Raw genomic sequence first — 16,520 nt, 5'->3', positions numbered from 1 at the left:
TTCCCATGAGCAGACCGCAGATTTCCCCGGAGTTTATTCCTCGTCATATCGCGTTGGTGATGGACGGTAACGGCAGGTGGGCGCAGGAGCGCGGCATGAAGCGCACCGAGGGCCACAAGCGCGGTGAGGCGGTGCTGCTGGACTGCGTGGATGCCTGCATTGAGATGGGGTCGGTGGAGTGGCTGTCGGCGTACGCGTTCTCGACGGAGAACTGGCGCCGCGCGGCCTCGGAGGTGCGGTTCATCATGGGCTTTTCGCGCGATGTGTTGCACCGCCAGCGCGAGGAGCTGCACGAGAAGAACGTGCGCATCGTGTGGGCGGGGCGCCGCCCGCGGCTGTGGCGCTCGGTGCTACGCGAGCTCGAGGCCGCTGAGGAGCTCACGCAGGACAACACGGGGCTCACACTTGCGATGTGCATCAATTACGGTGGTCGCGCCGAGATTATCGACGGCGCCCGCCAGCTTGCCAAGGACGCTCGGGACGGCAAGATTGCGCCTGGGGATATTACGGAGAAAACGTTCGCGAAGTATATGTACCGGCCGGATATGCCGGACGTGGACCTGTTCTTGCGGCCGAGTGGGGAGAAGCGGACGTCGAACTTCTTGCTGTGGCAGTCGGCGTACGCGGAGATGGTCTACCAGGATAAGCTTTTCCCGGACTTCACTAAGGACGACATGTTCGACGCCGTGTACGAGTATGCGAAGCGGGACAGGAGGTTCGGAGGGGCCGTCGATAAGTTTGATTAGGCCTGGCAGGTGCTGCAGATGCCGTAGATTTCTGCTTCGTGGGCGACGAGCGTGAAGCCGTGCTCTTTGGCGGTGGCCTCAGCCCAGGACTCGACGGGGCCGCCTTCGATCTCCTCGCTGGTGCCGCACTTGACGCACACGAGGTGATGGTGGTGGTGCTCGGTGAGGCAGTGCCGGTAGAGGGTTTCGCCCTCTGGGCTTTGGATGACGTCAACGGCGCCGATTTCTGCGAGCCCCTGCAACGTGCGGTAGACGGTGGTGAGACCGACTTGCTCGTTGCGGTCGACTAGCGCTGCGTGGATGTCTTTGGCGGGGCTGAACTTGTCAATGTCTTTCAGCGCGTCCACGACGGCCTGGCGCTGGCGGGTCATGCGCGGGCCGAGTTTCCTGACGGGGTTATTCGAGCTTGGCATAGTGCGTCCCAGAGTAGCGGACGGCGCCAATGTGGTGGGGTAGATGCTAAGTGTCTGGGGGATTGGCTACACTAAGCGGGTAGTTTTTGCATCACCCATATATGAGGAGTGTTCATGTCAGCCAGCAAGATCGATACCGTTGTTAACCTTTGCAAGCGCCGTGGCCTTGTGTACCCGGCCGGTGAAATTTACGGCGGTACGCGTTCTGCATGGGACTACGGTCCGCTCGGTGTCGAGCTGAAGGAAAACATTAAGCGCCAGTGGTGGAAGCACATGGTGCAGTCCCGGAAGGATACGGTCGGCGTGGATACGTCGATTATTCTGCCGCGTCAGGTGTGGGAGGCTTCGGGCCACGTGGAGGTGTTCACGGACCCGCTGGTGGAGTCGCTGTACACCAACAAGCGCTACCGTGCGGACCACCTGCTGGAGGCCTACGAGGAGAAGCACGGCCACCCGCCAGTAAACGGCTTGGCTGACATCAAGGACCCGGAGACGGGCCAGCCGGGCAACTGGACTGAGCCGCGTGAGTTCTCGGGCCTGATGAAGACGTACCTCGGCCCGGTCGACGACAAGGAGGGCCTGCACTACATGCGCCCGGAGACGGCGCAGGGCATCTTCGTGAACTTTAAGAATGTGATGACGTCCGCGCGTCTGAAGCCGCCGTTCGGCATCGCCAACATTGGTAAGTCCTTCCGCAACGAGATCACGCCGGGCAACTTCATTTTCCGTACCCGCGAGTTTGAGCAGATGGAGATGGAGTTCTTCGTCAAGCCGGGTGAGGACGAAGAATGGCACCAGTACTGGATTGATAACCGCCTGCAGTGGTACATCGACCTGGGCGTTAACCCGGATAATCTGCGCTTGTACGAGCACCCGAAGGAGAAGCTGTCGCACTACTCGAAGCGCACTGTCGACATCGAGTACGCCTACAACTTCACCGGCTCCAAGTGGGGCGAGCTCGAGGGCATCGCGAACCGCACGGACTACGACCTGCGCACGCACTCCGAGAAGTCCGGCGAGGACCTGTCCTACTTCGACCAGGCAGCAAACGAGCGCTGGACGCCGTACTGCATCGAGCCAGCCGCTGGCCTTGGCCGTGCGATGATGGCCTTCCTTGTCGACGCCTACCATGAGGAAGAAGCCCCGAACGCCAAGGGTGGCACGGATACCCGCGTGGTGCTGAAGCTGGATCGCCGCCTGGCGCCGGTGAAGGTTGCTGTGCTGCCGCTGTCCAAGAAGTCCGAGCTTGCCGAGCCCGCTGAGGAGCTCGCCGCGAAGCTGCGCCAGCACTGGAACGTCGACTTCGATACCTCCGGCGCGATCGGCCGCCGCTACCGCCGCCAGGACGAGACCGGTACGCCGTTCTGCGTGACCTTCGACTTCGACTCGCTTGAGGATGGCGCCGTGACCGTCCGCGAGCGTGACACGATGGAGCAGGAGCGCGTCAAGATCGACGAGCTCGAGGCATACCTGGCTACCCGCCTGATCGGCTGCTAGGGGGCACTCGCCATGCATTACGTAAGCTGGGACCGCACGCAGCGCGACGCCCCGAAGCTGTTGGCTGAGGCCGGCCCGGAGGTACTCGGCGAGTTCACGCACGAGTCCGCAACGGTGGGCGGGCAGCAGTGGGACCTGCTGGTCGCCCCTGAGTCCGGCGCGGTGGCGAAGTGTAACGGTGAGACAGTGGTGGAAGCCACCGCTTCCTTGGCACGCGCGAAGGAGATCCCTGTACACATCGGGGAGCGCTCCTACGTGCTGGTCAACGAGTGGGGCAAGAACTGGGTGGTCAACGACGCCGCCGGCGAGAAGGTCGCGCAGTTCACCCAGGACCACAACGGGGTGCGCAAAGCAATCCTCGAGTTTGAGGGCGAGACCACCCTGCCTGCCACTGATGTGGCGGGGTTGGCGTGGGTAAGCCGCGAGGTCCTGGAGGCGAAGAAGCTCGGGATTTCGAACGCTCTGATCGGCACGCTGTTGCTGTTCTCGGGAATCATCGTGCTGGTGATGTTCCTCTAATGACCACGGTGTGGTGGCGCGGTGCGGCGCTCGAAGGAACCGATGCGACGGTGGCAACCCTGGAGGGCGCCACGATCACCGCGGACGGCCACCGCATCACCATGGTGTCGACGTCCCCCGCGTCCCTGCGTGCAGTCGACGAGCGCGGCCAGCGCTACCAGCTGCGCAAGACCAGCCTGACCGTGGCGCGCTACACCGCCGAATGCGGCGGCAGGCCTTACACGGTGCGCAGGACCCGGGGGCGCCGCCGCGACATTATCGACGCCCGCGGCACCACCGTCGCAACGACAAACGGCCACCTCAACGGTGAGTTGGAGGTGACCGTTCTAGGGGACTGCGCCTCCGAGGCGCTCGTGGGGGACCTGCTGTTTATAACGTGGGCGCTCACGTACGTGGATACGCCCACGCGTAGGCTGCGCTACTAGCCGGTTAGAAAGTGCCGCCGCGGGTGTTCATCCCGCCGCCGCCACCGCCGCCACCGGAGAAGCCGCCGCCTCCACCGAATCCTCCGCCCCCGAAGCCGCCCCCGCGGTTGCCGCCGCCGGACAGGATCGAGCCCCACAGCACGGCCTGCGCCATGGAGTTCGCGGTATCGCGGGCTTGGGCGCGGCGGTACTGATCCAAGTCGTCCTTGGCGGCCTGGATCGCGCGACGCGCGGTGGTGGTTGCCTGGCGGGCGTACTCGATGGCCTCGCGGGTGTTGCTGGTGCGGCGCTGCTGGGCCTCCGCGTACTCGCGCTGTGCCTGGGCCAGCAGGGTGCGCGGCTGCGAGCTGATGATGCGGCCGCGGGAACGAATCATGTCCTCGGCGGACTGGATCTGGGTGGTGGCCACCTGCATCTGCTGGTCGAACATGGTCAGCGCCCGCGACTGGTCGTGGGCGGCGCCCTCGGCGCGTTCGATTTCTGCGTCGAGCTGGGCGTCCACGTCGCTCAAGTCGGCGTACAGGCTCAGTGGGTCGGTGGTGTTGCGGTCGCCGATGTTGGCGATGGCCTCGCGGGCGGTCGCGGTGACGCGGTCGAGGGCGGTCACGTCAATGTCGGCACCCTGTTCGCGTGCCCCCTTGAGCTGCGCGATCTGCTCGATCTCGTCGCGGATTTCCTGGATGAGCGAGGACAGGTTCTCCTTCGCTGTCCGGATGTTCGCGTCGGCGTGTTCGATGGCGGACAAGTTATGGTCGGAAAGTTCGACGGCGCGGGTGGCGGCGGAGAGGACGTCGAGAAGCGGGCCCTGCTCACCGGCCGGACGCGCGGCAAGACCGCGGGCCTTGTCCAACTGCGCCTCGGCCTCGTCGAGAGACTCGGCGGCGAGCTCCACGTTGCCGTCGATGGAGTGCAGCATCTGGGCGGGGTACTGCTCCCGCAGCGCCACCAGCTGCTGCTTCGCAGGCTCCAGCCGCGAGCGCAGATCCACGGTGCGCTGCATCACCTTCTCGATCTCCTCCGGCGCGCGCATCAGCACACCGCGCATCGAGTTGAACTCCTCCGTCTTCGCGCGCAGCGACGCCTCAGCCGTGCGGGCAGACGTAATGATGTCGATGAGCATGGCGCGCCGCTCCGGCTCGGTCTCCGGGATGGCGTCGTGCAGCGCCTGCTGGGTGCGAAACGCGCGCTGCAAGGCGGTGGTCGCCGAGTTCATCGCGGCAGTAAACGGCCGCACGCGGTCCGCGCCGAACTCGGAGGTAGCCAGGCGCAGCTCCTCCTGACCCTGCTGTACGGATTCGTCAGCGGCGACGAGCGTCTCCTGCGCCACCGCGTCCAGGGTGGCGGTAGGCAGGCGGTTCAACGAATCCGCATCGCCGGGTGCCAGCTCGCGTGCCGACGCCACCTGCGCCTCCCGGTGCTGCTTGTTCTTACGACGCGACACAGCCCAGTACCCGCCACCAGCAACCGCGGCGAGCCCGGCACCGCCAGCAATCAGGCCGGTCGCCTCGCCGCCACCTGAGCCCGAACCCGTGCCGCCCGAACCAGCACTAGCGCTGCCGGCCGCCTCAACCGCGGCCAGCGCGGCACCCGCCCAGTCAGACTGCACCAACCTCGCGTACGCAGCCTGGTCAATCGCGTCCGCCTCCGCTGACGACCACTGCTCGCCAGTAGTCACGCTGTAGGCGCGCTCATTCGGCGAAATCGCGATGACTGCCGTGTTCGGCCCGTTGGCCCGCACCGCGTCCTCCGTCCACTCCGACGGCGGCGTTCCCTCAAAGGAATCTAGGAACACCACCCGCACCGAGCGACCCTTCTGCGCGCTGACCTGCGCGATAGCGTCCTCAACCTGGGAGACCTCCCCAGCGGTCAGGACGCCAGCTTCGTCGGTGACTGGCGTCGTCAATAAGCTGGGCTGAAGTGCCAGCACAGACACGGACGGCGCTGCAGCCTGCGCCACCGGAGCGACGGCCAGCAACGCGCCCCCAACAAACAGCGGGGCAGCGGCCAAGAGACGGTAATTGCGCTTAGTCATGCCAATGAGGGTAGTCGCTCACACAGAAACGTGCCGGAAACGTTTACGCTCAGTAGACGTGTACACCTATAACGCCGCAGACGTCGAACGCCGCGCCCCCGAAGCCGCAAAAGGCGCCCAAACCGCGCCCCAGGCGGACACCCGCGACGCGTTTGCCCGCGACCGTGCCCGCGTCCTCCACTCCGCGGCACTGCGCCGCCTCGCCGACAAAACCCAAGTCGTCGGCCCCCGCGACGGAGACACGCCCCGCACACGCCTGACCCACTCGCTGGAAGTCGCACAGATCGCGCGCGGCATCGGCACCGGACTCGGCCTCCACCCCGACCTATGCGAAATGGCCGGCCTCACCCACGATATCGGCCACCCGCCCTACGGCCACAACGGCGAAAACGCCCTCAACGAAGCCGCCCCCTGCGGCTTCGAAGGCAACGCACAAACCCTGCGCATTCTCGCGCGCCTCGAACCAAAAATAATTATCGACGCCACCACCTACGGCCTCAACCTCACCCGCGCCAGCCTCGACGCCGCCACCAAATACCCGTGGACCCGCACCAACCCCGACGGCACAGTCAACCGCAAATACTCCGCCTACGACGAAGACGCCGACGTCCTCGCCTGGGCGCGCGCCGGACACACCGATTCGCGCCCACCCATGGAAGCCCAAGTCATGGACTTTTCCGACGACATCGCCTACTCCGTCCACGACGTCGAGGACGGCATCGTCTCCTCGCGCGTGTCACTGCAGGTCCTTTGGGACTTCGTCGAGCTCGCCGCCCTCGCCGAGAAAGGTGCCGCCGCGTTTGGCGGCACCGCCGACTCCCTCATCGACGCCGCCGACCGCCTCCGCGCCTTGCCAGCCATCGCCGCAGCCGCCGACTTCGACTTCACTCTCCAGTCCTGGACCCAACTCAAAGCGCTGACCTCGGAGCTGGTGGGCCGTTACGTCGGTGGGGTCACGCAGGCCACGCTCACCGACGAAGCAAACAACGTGCTGGGCAGACAGCACGGCAACCTCGTGGTCCCGCCTGACGTGGAGGCAGAGGTCCGTCTTCTCAAGACCGTCGCCGTGCTCTATGTGATGGACGAGCCCGCGCACCTCGCTCGCCAGGACCGGCAACGCGACCGCATCTTCCACGTCCACGAGTACCTGCGCGCCGGCGCGCCGGGCACCCTGGACACAATGTTCCAGCAGTGGTTCGAGGCCGCCGAGACAGATCTGGAGCGCGAGCGCGTCATCGTGGACCAGATCGCTTCGATGACGGAGTCGCGCCTCGAGCGCACCGCGAAGAAGGCCGCCGCATTCGACGGCTTCTACTAGAGGTATGCCTCGCGAGATTATTCGGGAAATCGTGAACAAAAGTGCAGTTTTTGTGACTCATCACACAAGCAAATCTGTTCACAAAATTCCGACTCCGCTCGAGACGACACCTTCTACCTCTACGTGGAGAGGAATCCAGCGATCTGCTCGAGCGCACCCCGCGTGCCAATTTCGCCCGGAAGCCACGGAAGCTCAAGGATCGGCACTGGCAGGTCCAGCAGCTCCAGCGCTCGCGCTTCCACCTCGCGGCGTCCCGCCAAAAAAGAGCCGGCCTCATCTGGCGTGCGGCGGTTCACCACGGCCCCGCCGACGTGCACGCCGTGGGACGTGAGCTCCTCGTAGAACTCCATCGACTCCATGACCGGCAGGCGCTCCGCGGTCAGCACGATGTGGAAGACGCACTGGGCGGGATCGGTGAGGACAGTGCGCAGGCGCTCGAACTTGCGGCGGCGCTTCAGCAGTGTGGAGCGGATCTGCTGGTTGCGGCGGTCGACAGGGGAGCCGCTGTTCCCGGAAGTGCCGCCCATCCCGCGGACGAGCTCGCTGAACTTATCGGACTTATCGCGCCGGGCCAAGAGGCCGTCGGTGTAGGCGGCCATGACCTCGGGGAGCGCCATGAGGCGGGAGGTGTGGCCGGAGGGGGCGGTGTCGAAGATAATGTGGTCGTAGTCGCCGCGCTCTGCGACAAGGTCCGCGATGCGCTCGAGGAGGGCGGCCTCGTGCATGCCGGGGGAGTGTCGTGACATCTCCAGGTGGCGGTCTACTTCGCGGTGGAGGCGTTCGGGCATCATGGCGCGCATCGATTCGCCGACGGCACGCAGGTGCTGGTCGGTGATGGTTGCTGGGTCGAGCTCGATGGCGTGGAGGTTCGGTTCGAGGGCGGTGGGGGCGTCGTGAAGCGAGGTGTTCCAAATGTGCCCGAGGTTGTGTGCGGGGTCCGTTGAAACTAAGAGGACGCGGTGGCGGCGCGCGGCGAGGCGCACGGCTGTGGCGGCGGAGATGGTCGTCTTGCCGACGCCACCTTTCCCGCCGAAGAACATGACTGGGGCGTCTAGCAACATGAGATTCCGTCGAGTGGTGAGTGTTCCATGCCCATGCGGGTGTGCCAGGCGTGGAAGTCGTCGTAAAGCAGGGGGAGGAGTTCGAGCGTGTAGTAGCTGGCGGGGTTCGGGATGCCGAGCATTTCGGAGGCGACGAGCATGGTGAACAGGTCGTCCTCCTCGCGTGCGGCGCGGGCGAATTCGCGGCGGTAGGGCGCCTGGTAGAACTCGCTGAGGCCCGCGCCGAGCGCGGCCAGCTTACTGCGCAGGCTCATGGACCGGCGTGTCCTCCCAGTCGACGGCTGGCTCGCGGCGCGCCTTGCTGATCGCGGTGATCGCCTCAACGATGACCCAGATCGCGCAGATAATAATGACGACGTCGATGGCGAGCAGCAGCCAGTTGCCCGCCTCGAAGAGGGTGCGCAGCTGCAGCACCGCCGCCCACAGCGACATCAGCGTGACGAACGCCAGCGGGATCAGCAGTGGCAGCGTCGGGCGACGCAGCCTGGTCAGGATGACCACCAGGACTGCCAGGGTCAGCCCGGCCATCAGCTGGTTCGTGGTGCCGAACAGCGGCCAGATGATCATGCCGCCGGAGCCGTCGAGGCCCGTGGAGAACGTCAAGCCCAGCGCCGCTCCCACCGCGATGATCGTGGCTGCCAGGCCGGAGAGCTTCACACCCATAATCTGGCCGATCTCGCCGACCACCATGCGCTGCAGACGCACACCAGAGTCCATCGTGGTCGCAGCGAAGAGGACAGCCATGGTGGCCAGAATCGTGGCCGACAGGGACGTCGGGATGCCCAGGCCCTGGTTCATCAACGCACCGCCGCCTTCGACGAAGGCGTTGACGCCACCGGCGTTCCACTCGTTGTACACGTTCTCCCAATCCGCGATCGTCTTGTAGCCGCCCGTCGTCGCCACAATCGTGCCGAGGGCCAGCAGTCCCTCACCAACCGCACCGAAGTACCCAACGAAGCGCGCGTCCGTCTCCTTATCCAACTGCTTCGCCGACGTACCCGAAGCAACAATGCCGTGGAAGCCAGACACCGCACCACACGCAATCGTCACGAAGAGCAGCGGGAAGATACTCGGCGTGCCCTCCGGCACCGCCTCATTAATCGACGGCGCCACAATCTCCGGACGCACAATAAAGAACGAAGCGTACAAAATAATCAGACCAACAAACAGCTGCAGCCCATTGATGTAATCACGCGGCTGCAACAGCACCCACACCGGCAGCATCGACGCAATGAACGCGTACACGAACAGCAAAATGATCCAGATACCGCGGTCCGGAATACCCATCACCGTCTCCGGCAGCGCGAGCGGCACGCGGTCACCAATCACCATCAGCGCGTACAGCGCCACAACACCAACCACCGACACCAGCGGCAGATTCCACTTCAGGCGGTAAATCGCCTGCCCAATCAGCACCGCCACCAGGATCGCGCCCCACGTCGGAATCACCGCCGACGGCGTCGCAATCAGCAGGTTCGAAATCACCACCGCGAACGCAGTATTCACCATCAGCAGCAGCAGGAAAATCACCACGAGGAAGAGATTGCGCCCACGCGCGCCGATGTAGCGCCCAGACAACGTGCCAATCGACTGCCCTTTATGCCTTTGCGACGCCCACAACGCCCCCAAGTCGTGCATCCCCGCAAAGAACACCGTTCCCAAGGTCACCCACAGGAATGCGGGCAGCCAACCCCAAATCACAGCGACTGCCGGGCCGATAATCGGCGCGGCGCCCGCCACGGAAGTGAAGTGGTGGCCCCACAGCACGTACTTGTTGGTGGGCACGTAGTCCACACCGTCTTCCATAGTGTGCGCCGGGGTCTCATAGCTCTCAGAGAGCTTATAGACCCGCTGGCCCAGGAACTTTGAATAGAGCAGGTACCCGGTGAGCAGCATCGCCAGCCCGATGAGTACGAGGAAGAGCGAGTTCATGCGGTCGCCTTTCTGTCAGTGTCTTGAGTCACAACTGCGGAAAGTATGCCACACCTCACAGCTCATTTCCGGTGTTTTCTGAACACTCCCGGAGGTTCTCGTCGGCGACGACTCGCGTGGGGTGGGGATATGCCTCGCGAGATTGTTCGGAAAATCGTGAATAGAATTGCGCATTTTGTGACTCCAACCACACGCAATTTTGTTCACAAATTCCCGACTCCGCTCGAGAGCACACATGCCACCCCAAAATCACCACGCAGGAAGAAGGCCTTCGGGCCGCTCATCGTCGGGGAATCTGCTAATCCTTGCGATGTAGGCTTCAATGCTTGCATCACGGAGGGGGTCGTCGGCGTATTGCAGTGGTTCGCGCGGGCCCCGGCAGATGTCGCAATGCGGGCGGCCGCGGTAGGTGGCGCGCACGGTGTCGGCGATGAGGTTGATCGTGCCGCGGAGGTCTCGGTGGAGTGCTTCCACGGGGACGTGCAATGTGCGGACCCAGCTGGTTTCGGCGGGGGCGCAGTGGTCGTCGAAAAGTGGGGCGTCGGTGAGTGCGAGGGCGAAGTGGGTGCCGTACATGACGCGGTGCGGTTGGGTGTGCCAGTAGTGCGCGGGGAGTGCGTGGTGGGAGAGGAGGGCGGTGGCGAGGTAGCTGAGCTCGGGCGCGATTGGGTGGTGGGTGGCGCGCTCCCAGCAGAGTTGGAGGGTGTTGCGGTCGCGTTGGTGGGGCAGGGCCCAGATGGCTGCGGTGATGGTGTCCTCGTGGCCGCCGACGTGTTTGAGGTGGTTGAGGACGGGGTAGAGCTGCGCGCGTGGCTCCCATTTGAAGATGCCCGCGATGGTTTCGGGCAGGGGTGCGACGCGGATTCCGGCGATGGTGTCGGTGGTGTGGAGGATTTGGCGTCGATAGTGGAGGCCGGGGCGCCATTTGCTGCGGGTGATGGAGGTGCCGTTGGGCAGTGCGACTTCGGTGAGTTCGGGCTGGCGGCCGAGGTGCGGCACGGGGAGGCGGTGGAGGCGCGCGGCGGTGCGCCCAACGATGGCGGCTTTGCGGTTTTCGCGGCCGTGGATGAGGGCTCGTGCGATGCGGCGGGTGTCGGGGTCTAGCGTGCCCCACCACTGCTTTTCGACGGCCCCATACCTCCCAATCTGCACCATAGTCCCGCTCGCGACGGCCTGTTTGTGCCGCTGAGCTTGTACTGTGCGTCCCCGAAGGCTGTGAATGTGTGCGTTGAGCGCTGCGAATTCCCCCATGCGTTGGCAGTGTAGCAATTTTGTTCACAATTTCCCGAGTGTGCTCGAGACGCCACCTTCCCCCCAGTTAGTTACCTCGGCTGCACCTCGCAGAAGGTGTCGTAATGGTTGTCGGTGTAGTACCACTCGTCGACGACGCCGTCGGCTCCGCCGCCGGTGACGATGCGCCGCAGCCCGCGGTGGTGCACGCCCGGCGTGTCCACGGTGTATTCGCGGTAGTAGCCGAGTGGCTCCTCGGGGAGGGTGCGCTCGTAATTACCGAAGCGCGAGTCGTCCTCCGGGTGTGGGTAGGGTCCGCCGGATTCGATGAGGTCGATGGTGTCCCAGGCCTCTGCGGGGAGGTTCGGGCAGGAGGTGGGGTCTCCCGACGCGGCGCCCTCGTTATTGTTGGGCAGGAACGTGTTGATCAGGAGCGCCGCGGCGACAACGACGGCGCCGACGGCGGTGTTCTTCGATTTTCGGCTCACGCTGAGTCATTGTGGCACAGGCTCCGCAGAACAGTTAGGAACTGCCTTGCAGAAGTCGTAGTGGAAGCTGTGTATTTGTTGTAGGCTGCTTTCAACAATTGAAAAGACTTTGGCTTTGCGCTGGTTGCGGAGCTATTCGCTGTAAAGGGGAACTCATGAGAAGAAATGTGAGGGGCTGGCGTCGCGCGACCGTTGCGGTGGGTGTGTCGTTGGCATTGGGGGCGGGCTCGATGACCGCTCCGGTTCAGGCTGCGCCAAGTGAGCCTGAGTTTGGTTCGAGTGTGGAGGATCCGTATGCGGCAGGTGTGCAGCTGCCGAAGATGCAGCCGTTGCGGATTGGGAAAGTTGTCTTGCCTGGGGAGCTGGTCGGTGTTGCCTCAGTGCTTGGGTTGTTGGCGATTATCGCGACGATTGCAGCAACGGTGACGAAGGCCCAGGGCGGGCAGGGCGGATCCTCGAGTGGTGAGGGGAGCTCGCGGTTGGGGTTGAAGCCGGATGAGTACCGGGCGGATAACGGGGCCGTCTATAAGGTGAATCCGCAGGCCCGGAACTTTTCGACGCAGCAAGCCACAGAACTGTTCCCGAGAGGCGCCGGGCAGATCGGTTCGACTCTCGAACTGAGCAAGCAGGCATTCGAGCAGTTGCACCTCCGCGAGGGCGACGTGCTTTCGATCCCGCCGAGCGCGAAGTTCCCGGGGGCGGCGATGGCGAAGATCGTCAAGGTTGAAGAAGGGACGACCGCCGTCACGGTGGAGACGAAGCCTGCGATCCTGGATGACATCATTGAGTACACGAAGGGTGATGTGAAGTTCCAGGGCCGCCTGATGACTGCCGAGCCGATGCCGATCATCGACCCAGTGACTGGCGCGCAGATCAATGCGATGCCGACCGCGGATTCCGAAAAGGAAGCAAAGCTTGAGCTTACAGCTGATCTGAAGAAGCTTGCGGAATCGAAGAGGCTGGTGAAGAAGGATGCCTTGTCGAAAGCGGAACTCACTGGTGGTGTCAGCGTGAGCCCAGAGTTGGGCATCAATAAGGAAGCTGTCGAGAAAGAGGCAGATAAGAGCTTTGAGCTCAAGACGAAGGTTTACACCAAGTTCGAGGTAAAGACTGGGTCAAAGATTGACGTGGGCGAAGACTTGGGTAAGGCGGCGGAGGAGTACTTGCAGAAGCGGTTTGGCAAGAAGCGACCTTGGCTGTTCCCAGTGGGACCGGTGTGGGTGTATATGGACACTGGTGTTGAGCCAACGTTTGAACTTGAACTGTCAGCTGAGCGGGCCAGGAGCTTCTCATTAGAAGCTTCGAAGGAGGGCGTTATCGGGTTTAAGTATGACGCAGATAGTCGGAGTTTGAAACAAATCTCCCGTGAAGCTTCCCCGGGGACGTTCAAACCAGAATTTAGCGAGGTTGAGAGCACGTTAACCGCACGGCTTGAGCCCGGTGTGCAGGCTACCGCAGCTTTGTGGAAGACATTTAATGGCGCGCTTGGCGCAAGTCTGGCGGGTCAGGCCGACCGAAAGAACGACACATGCACTGGGTCGTTGGCCCTGAACGCGCCAAAGGGTGAGATCACTGTGGAATCGCCACTCGGTGGAGTACTCGGCGGTTGGTCCAAGATGGAGTTCTTGAGCCTGGAACTGACTAGTGAATTGGTGAAGAAGGAGTGGGACCTTGGCTGCGGTAAAGACCCAGACACGGGCAAGGACCCAGGCAAGAACAAGGATCAGGACAAGGGTAAGGATCAACCCCAGCACACACCCGATATTTCGGCCGACCTAAAGCACAAGATGCTAAACATGAAAATTCCGGCGGTGTGCGGACATTATGGTGGACGCCTTACTAACGGGCGCCTGGAGGAGTCTGCTGTCCGGTATAAGTATGGGTTTGTAGACATTAATACCCGCATCGGGGAATCATTCGACGAGCCATTAGGCGTCAATGCGAAGTGGCTCAACGTCGATGGGAAGGATCGCATTCTGCTGGTAGCGCAGTGCTATGCAGGAGGCACTGCTTGGCCACAGAGCCTCTTCCTGCTGGACGAAAACCTCAATTTTGTAGAAACCGGACCTTACGGGAATGGCCTCACCATTGAGCCACAGCGACCAGAGGCGCGCAGGCCGTTCTACGTCTTCGAAACGGAAGGCGACAAGGTCATGCTCAAGTACGGCGCTGCCGATGAGCGCGACGCGATGGCCGCGCCGTCGCTGATCATCGAGGGCACGTACCGTGTTGACGGCCAGCGGCTTGTGCCGGTCGGCACGCCGCGTGTGGAGAAATTGTTCTAGGAGCGGTACGCACATCCTGAATGTCGGAGCCGGGGGTTAGGATGTGCGTATGGCTAGGGGCAGAATTCCGGATAGTGACATTGAGGCTATTCGTGAGCGGGCGGCGATCGAGGACATCGTTGGCGAGTATGTGCAGCTCAAACCGGCTGGGTATGACTCGCTGAAGGGCTTGAGCCCGTTTAAGGATGAGAAGACGCCGTCTTTCCATGTGCGTCCGGCGCGTGGTTACTACCACTGCTTTTCTACGGGCAAGGGCGGGGACGTCTTTTCCTTCCTGATGGAGATGGAGCAGATGTCCTTCCCGGAGGCGGTGGAGGCGGTTGCTCAGGAGATCGGCTACCACATTAATTACCAGGGCGGCACGACTGGTGGGCGTGATGTGAAGCCGGGGACTCGCGCGCGCTTGTTGGCTGCGAATAAGGCGGCGCACGAGTTTTACCGTGAGCAGTTAGAGACGCCGGAGGCGGAAGTCGGTAGGAATTTTTTGCTGGAGCGGGGGTTTTCGAAGGAGCTGATTTATCACTTCGAGTGTGGGTACGCCCCGGATGGTTGGGATACGTTGACGAAGCACTTGCTTCGCAAGGGTTTCGACGCCCAGGAGCTCCAGGATGCCGGGATTTCGAGTATGGGGCGTCGCGGGCCGATTGATAAGTTTCGGCGCCGCCTGATTTGGCCGATTAAGGATGTGGCCGGCAACGTGATCGGGTTCGGGGCGCGAAAGCTCTTCGAGGATGACCCGATGGGCAAGTACATGAACACCGCGGACACGATGTTGTACCACAAGTCGAAGGTGCTTTTCGGGCTGGATTTGGCGAAGAGGCACATCGCCACGGATCACCAGACGGTGGTGGTGGAGGGCTACACGGACGTGATGGCGATGCACGCCGCTGGGGTGAAGACGGCGGTGGCGTCGTGTGGTACGGCGTTCGGTAAGGATCACATGGCGGTGATCCGTCGCCTCATGCTGGATGACAACTACTTCCGCGGCGAGCTGATTTACACCTTCGACGGCGACGAGGCTGGCCAGAAGGCGGCGATGCGCGCGTTCCAGGGGGATCAGCAGTTTTCGGGGCAGTCGTTTGTGGCGGTCGCCCCCGACGGCCTGGACCCCTGTGACCTGCGCCTCGAGCGTGGGGATTCTGCGTTGCGGGACTTGGTGGCGTCGAGAATCCCGATTTTTGAGTTCGTGATTGAGTCCCTGCTGAAGGACTACTCGCTGGACACGGCGGAGGGGCGCCTGCAGGCGTTGCGACGCACCGTTCCCGTCGTTGCCGGTATCAGCGACAAGGTGCTGCAGACGGAGTACGCACGCAGGCTCGCCGGCTGGGTGGGCTGGCCGAACCCGGACGAGGTGCTCGAGCAGGTCCGCGAGGAGGCGCGTCGGCCGAAGAAGCAGCAGCGCACCTGGCAGAAGCCGCAGCGCAACCAGCAGCAGGCCGCGCCGGGCCAGCCACCCGCGTTGGTGCCGCCGAACCCGCAGGATCCGCTGCTGTGGCCGCAGCGCGAAGCGCTCAAGATTGCGCTGCAGTACCCGGAGAAGGCCGGTAGCTACTTTGAGGGCATTTCGCCGGAGGCGTTTACGAACCCGGCGTATCGCCAGGTGCGAGACGCGATCGAGAAGGCTGGCGGGGTGACGGGCGCGCACGTCGGCCCGCAGTTTTTGGCGAAGGTCGCGCAGGAGATGCTGGACCTGGTGGGCCGCAATTTCGTTTCAGAGTTGGCGGTTGAGCCGATGCACCCGGACGGCATTGACCGTTACGTGGACTCGGTGCTCTCACGCCTACAGGAGACCCGCGTGGGGGATCAGATTGCGCTGCTGAAAGCGCAGTTGCAGCGCATGCGCCCCTCCGACGACGAGGCCGCCTACAACGCGCTGTTTTCCGACTTGGTGGCGCTGGAGCAGGCGCGCCGCGAGCTCAACGACCGCGCCCTGCGCGGCGGGGCCTACGGGCCGCAAGGCTAGTTGCCCTTGGCTTTGGCCTCCTGCCACAGCCGGTCCTGGGTCTCGGCGTCGATGGTGCCGGTGCTGCCGTCGAAAAGGTAGGGGGAGCGCGCCTTCATCTTATCGACGAACCCCTGCGCCACCTCCGCGAACCCGAACGCGCCGCGCTCTGCCGCGATTTCGGCGTGGAAGAGGACTTGCAACAGGACGTCGGAAAGCTCTTTGCGCAGGGCTTCGTCGCCCTCGTTGTCGGTGATGGCGGCGGCGAGCTCCTCGGTTTCCTCGTGGAGGTAGGGCAGCAGCGTTTCATGCGTCATGGAGCGCTCCCACTGCCCGCGCGTGCGCGCCGCGTGCATGACGGATACTGCCTGGTGGACGGGGTCCTCGAGCGAGGGCACCCGCTCGAGGTGCTCACCCTTCGCAATGCGCTCCCGCACCACCTCGTCGTCCTCGTTCGTGGTGAGGAGCCAGGGGGAGGGGCCGTCGGGGGCGTCGGCAAGGTCCCAACGCACGGAGACGGGAACTTCCATGGTGAACTCCACTGGTCCGCGGATGCGCTGCGCTACCGAAACGGGCAGCATGTCGGGCCAACGAGGGTCAAGCACGAGGATGGTCATAGTGTGTAACAATAG

15 protein-coding genes are annotated in these 16,520 nt (G+C 63.6%); 7 read left to right on the top strand and 8 right to left on the bottom strand.

The features are described from left to right. Positions 1–5 precede the first annotated feature (5 nt). Positions 6–746: an isoprenyl transferase gene (locus KBP54_RS08230; protein WP_240492792.1), complete on the top strand. Its 741-nt coding sequence runs from the start codon at positions 6–8 to the stop codon at positions 744–746. Here the strand turns inward: KBP54_RS08230 and KBP54_RS08225 are convergent. Further along, positions 743–1,159 (bottom strand): Fur family transcriptional regulator, encoded by a 417-nt coding sequence (locus KBP54_RS08225; protein WP_256005349.1) that lies wholly within the window; start codon positions 1,157–1,159, stop codon positions 743–745. The two genes, KBP54_RS08230 and KBP54_RS08225, sit on opposite strands and share 4 nt — an antisense overlap. A 114-nt stretch (positions 1,160–1,273) precedes the next feature. Between KBP54_RS08225 and KBP54_RS08220 the strand changes: the two genes are divergently transcribed. The 3 genes from KBP54_RS08220 to KBP54_RS08210 are packed head-to-tail and all read left to right on the top strand — an operon-like array spanning position 1,274 to position 3,600. Next, complete coding sequence (locus KBP54_RS08220; protein ID WP_256005347.1) at positions 1,274–2,656, top strand: glycine--tRNA ligase; 1,383 nt, start codon at positions 1,274–1,276, stop codon at positions 2,654–2,656. 12 nt (positions 2,657–2,668) lie between these two features. Continuing rightward, positions 2,669–3,175, top strand: coding sequence for a hypothetical protein (locus KBP54_RS08215; RefSeq protein WP_070362095.1), 507 nt, complete (start codon positions 2,669–2,671; stop codon positions 3,173–3,175). After that, positions 3,175–3,600 carry a hypothetical protein gene (locus KBP54_RS08210; protein ID WP_256005345.1) on the top strand — a complete coding sequence of 142 codons (426 nt, stop codon included), beginning with the start codon at positions 3,175–3,177 and terminating at the stop codon, positions 3,598–3,600. Before KBP54_RS08215 ends, KBP54_RS08210 begins: the two co-directional genes overlap by 1 nt. 4 nt (positions 3,601–3,604) lie before the next feature. Here KBP54_RS08210 and KBP54_RS08205 read toward each other — a convergent pair whose 3' ends face one another. After that, a complete protein-coding gene (locus tag KBP54_RS08205) occupies positions 3,605–5,632 on the bottom strand; it encodes a TPM domain-containing protein (RefSeq protein WP_256005343.1) in 2,028 nt (675 codons plus the stop codon). Between the two features lie 4 nt (positions 5,633–5,636). Between KBP54_RS08205 and KBP54_RS08200 the strand changes: the two genes are divergently transcribed. Then, the gene (locus KBP54_RS08200; RefSeq protein WP_256006640.1) at positions 5,637–6,950 is read left to right on the top strand and encodes a deoxyguanosinetriphosphate triphosphohydrolase; all 1,314 of its coding nucleotides are present in this window, start codon (positions 5,637–5,639) and stop codon (positions 6,948–6,950) included. Positions 6,951–7,069: 119 nt separating this feature from the next. Here KBP54_RS08200 and KBP54_RS08195 read toward each other — a convergent pair whose 3' ends face one another. From KBP54_RS08195 to KBP54_RS08175, 5 genes are all read right to left on the bottom strand, one after another. Next, complete coding sequence (locus KBP54_RS08195) at positions 7,070–8,011, bottom strand: ArsA family ATPase (RefSeq protein ID WP_256005342.1); 942 nt, start codon at positions 8,009–8,011, stop codon at positions 7,070–7,072. Next, the gene (locus KBP54_RS08190; protein ID WP_256005340.1) at positions 8,002–8,265 is read right to left on the bottom strand and encodes a cory-CC-star protein; all 264 of its coding nucleotides are present in this window, start codon (positions 8,263–8,265) and stop codon (positions 8,002–8,004) included. Before KBP54_RS08190 ends, KBP54_RS08195 begins: the two co-directional genes overlap by 10 nt. Further along, complete coding sequence (locus tag KBP54_RS08185) at positions 8,249–9,943, bottom strand: carbon starvation CstA family protein (RefSeq protein ID WP_252931289.1); 1,695 nt, start codon at positions 9,941–9,943, stop codon at positions 8,249–8,251. Before KBP54_RS08185 ends, KBP54_RS08190 begins: the two co-directional genes overlap by 17 nt. Positions 9,944–10,192: 249 nt before the next feature. Then, positions 10,193–11,194, bottom strand: coding sequence for a hypothetical protein (locus KBP54_RS08180; protein WP_256005339.1), 1,002 nt, complete (start codon positions 11,192–11,194; stop codon positions 10,193–10,195). Positions 11,195–11,265: 71 nt separating this feature from the next. Then, positions 11,266–11,661, bottom strand: coding sequence for a guanyl-specific ribonuclease (locus tag KBP54_RS08175; RefSeq protein ID WP_256005337.1), 396 nt, complete (start codon positions 11,659–11,661; stop codon positions 11,266–11,268). 155 nt (positions 11,662–11,816) lie between these two features. Here KBP54_RS08175 and KBP54_RS08170 point away from each other — a divergent pair, with 155 nt between their 5' ends. Beyond that, positions 11,817–13,946: a hypothetical protein gene (locus KBP54_RS08170; RefSeq protein WP_256005336.1), complete on the top strand. Its 2,130-nt coding sequence runs from the start codon at positions 11,817–11,819 to the stop codon at positions 13,944–13,946. A gap of 49 nt (positions 13,947–13,995) precedes the next feature. After that, a complete protein-coding gene (gene dnaG / locus KBP54_RS08165) occupies positions 13,996–15,909 on the top strand; it encodes a DNA primase (protein WP_256005334.1) in 1,914 nt (637 codons plus the stop codon). On the opposite strand, the gene KBP54_RS08160 is transcribed toward dnaG, so the two are convergent. Then, entirely contained in the window at positions 15,906–16,505 is a 600-nt protein-coding gene (locus tag KBP54_RS08160) for a MazG nucleotide pyrophosphohydrolase domain-containing protein (RefSeq protein ID WP_256005333.1), read from the bottom strand. The genes dnaG and KBP54_RS08160 overlap by 4 nt on opposite strands. Between the last annotated feature and the right edge of the window lie 15 nt (positions 16,506–16,520).

The organism is Corynebacterium pseudogenitalium, assembly GCF_024453815.1.
Taxonomy (GTDB): domain Bacteria; phylum Actinomycetota; class Actinomycetes; order Mycobacteriales; family Mycobacteriaceae; genus Corynebacterium; species Corynebacterium pseudogenitalium.
This window is presented reverse-complemented; position numbering and strand designations above follow the sequence as displayed.

Excerpts from the sequence above, each read along its gene's own strand:
- KBP54_RS08205 (WP_256005343.1), bottom strand. The coding sequence starts at position 5,632 with ATGACTAAGCGCAATTACCGTCTCTTGGCCGCTGCCCCGCTGTTTGTT.
- KBP54_RS08210 (WP_256005345.1), top strand. The coding sequence starts at position 3,175 with ATGACCACGGTGTGGTGGCGCGGTGCGGCGCTCGAAGGAACCGATGCG.
- KBP54_RS08180 (WP_256005339.1), bottom strand. The coding sequence starts at position 11,194 with ATGGGGGAATTCGCAGCGCTCAACGCACACATTCACAGCCTTCGGGGA.
- KBP54_RS08220 (WP_256005347.1), top strand. The coding sequence starts at position 1,274 with ATGTCAGCCAGCAAGATCGATACCGTTGTTAACCTTTGCAAGCGCCGT.
- KBP54_RS08185 (WP_252931289.1), bottom strand. The coding sequence starts at position 9,943 with ATGAACTCGCTCTTCCTCGTACTCATCGGGCTGGCGATGCTGCTCACC.
- KBP54_RS08215 (WP_070362095.1), top strand. The coding sequence starts at position 2,669 with ATGCATTACGTAAGCTGGGACCGCACGCAGCGCGACGCCCCGAAGCTG.
- KBP54_RS08160 (WP_256005333.1), bottom strand. The coding sequence starts at position 16,505 with ATGACCATCCTCGTGCTTGACCCTCGTTGGCCCGACATGCTGCCCGTT.
- KBP54_RS08190 (WP_256005340.1), bottom strand. The coding sequence starts at position 8,265 with ATGAGCCTGCGCAGTAAGCTGGCCGCGCTCGGCGCGGGCCTCAGCGAG.
- KBP54_RS08170 (WP_256005336.1), top strand. The coding sequence starts at position 11,817 with ATGAGAAGAAATGTGAGGGGCTGGCGTCGCGCGACCGTTGCGGTGGGT.
- KBP54_RS08195 (WP_256005342.1), bottom strand. The coding sequence starts at position 8,011 with ATGTTGCTAGACGCCCCAGTCATGTTCTTCGGCGGGAAAGGTGGCGTC.
- KBP54_RS08230 (WP_240492792.1), top strand. The coding sequence starts at position 6 with ATGAGCAGACCGCAGATTTCCCCGGAGTTTATTCCTCGTCATATCGCG.
- dnaG (WP_256005334.1), top strand. The coding sequence starts at position 13,996 with ATGGCTAGGGGCAGAATTCCGGATAGTGACATTGAGGCTATTCGTGAG.
- KBP54_RS08200 (WP_256006640.1), top strand. The coding sequence starts at position 5,637 with ATGAGGGTAGTCGCTCACACAGAAACGTGCCGGAAACGTTTACGCTCA.
- KBP54_RS08225 (WP_256005349.1), bottom strand. The coding sequence starts at position 1,159 with ATGCCAAGCTCGAATAACCCCGTCAGGAAACTCGGCCCGCGCATGACC.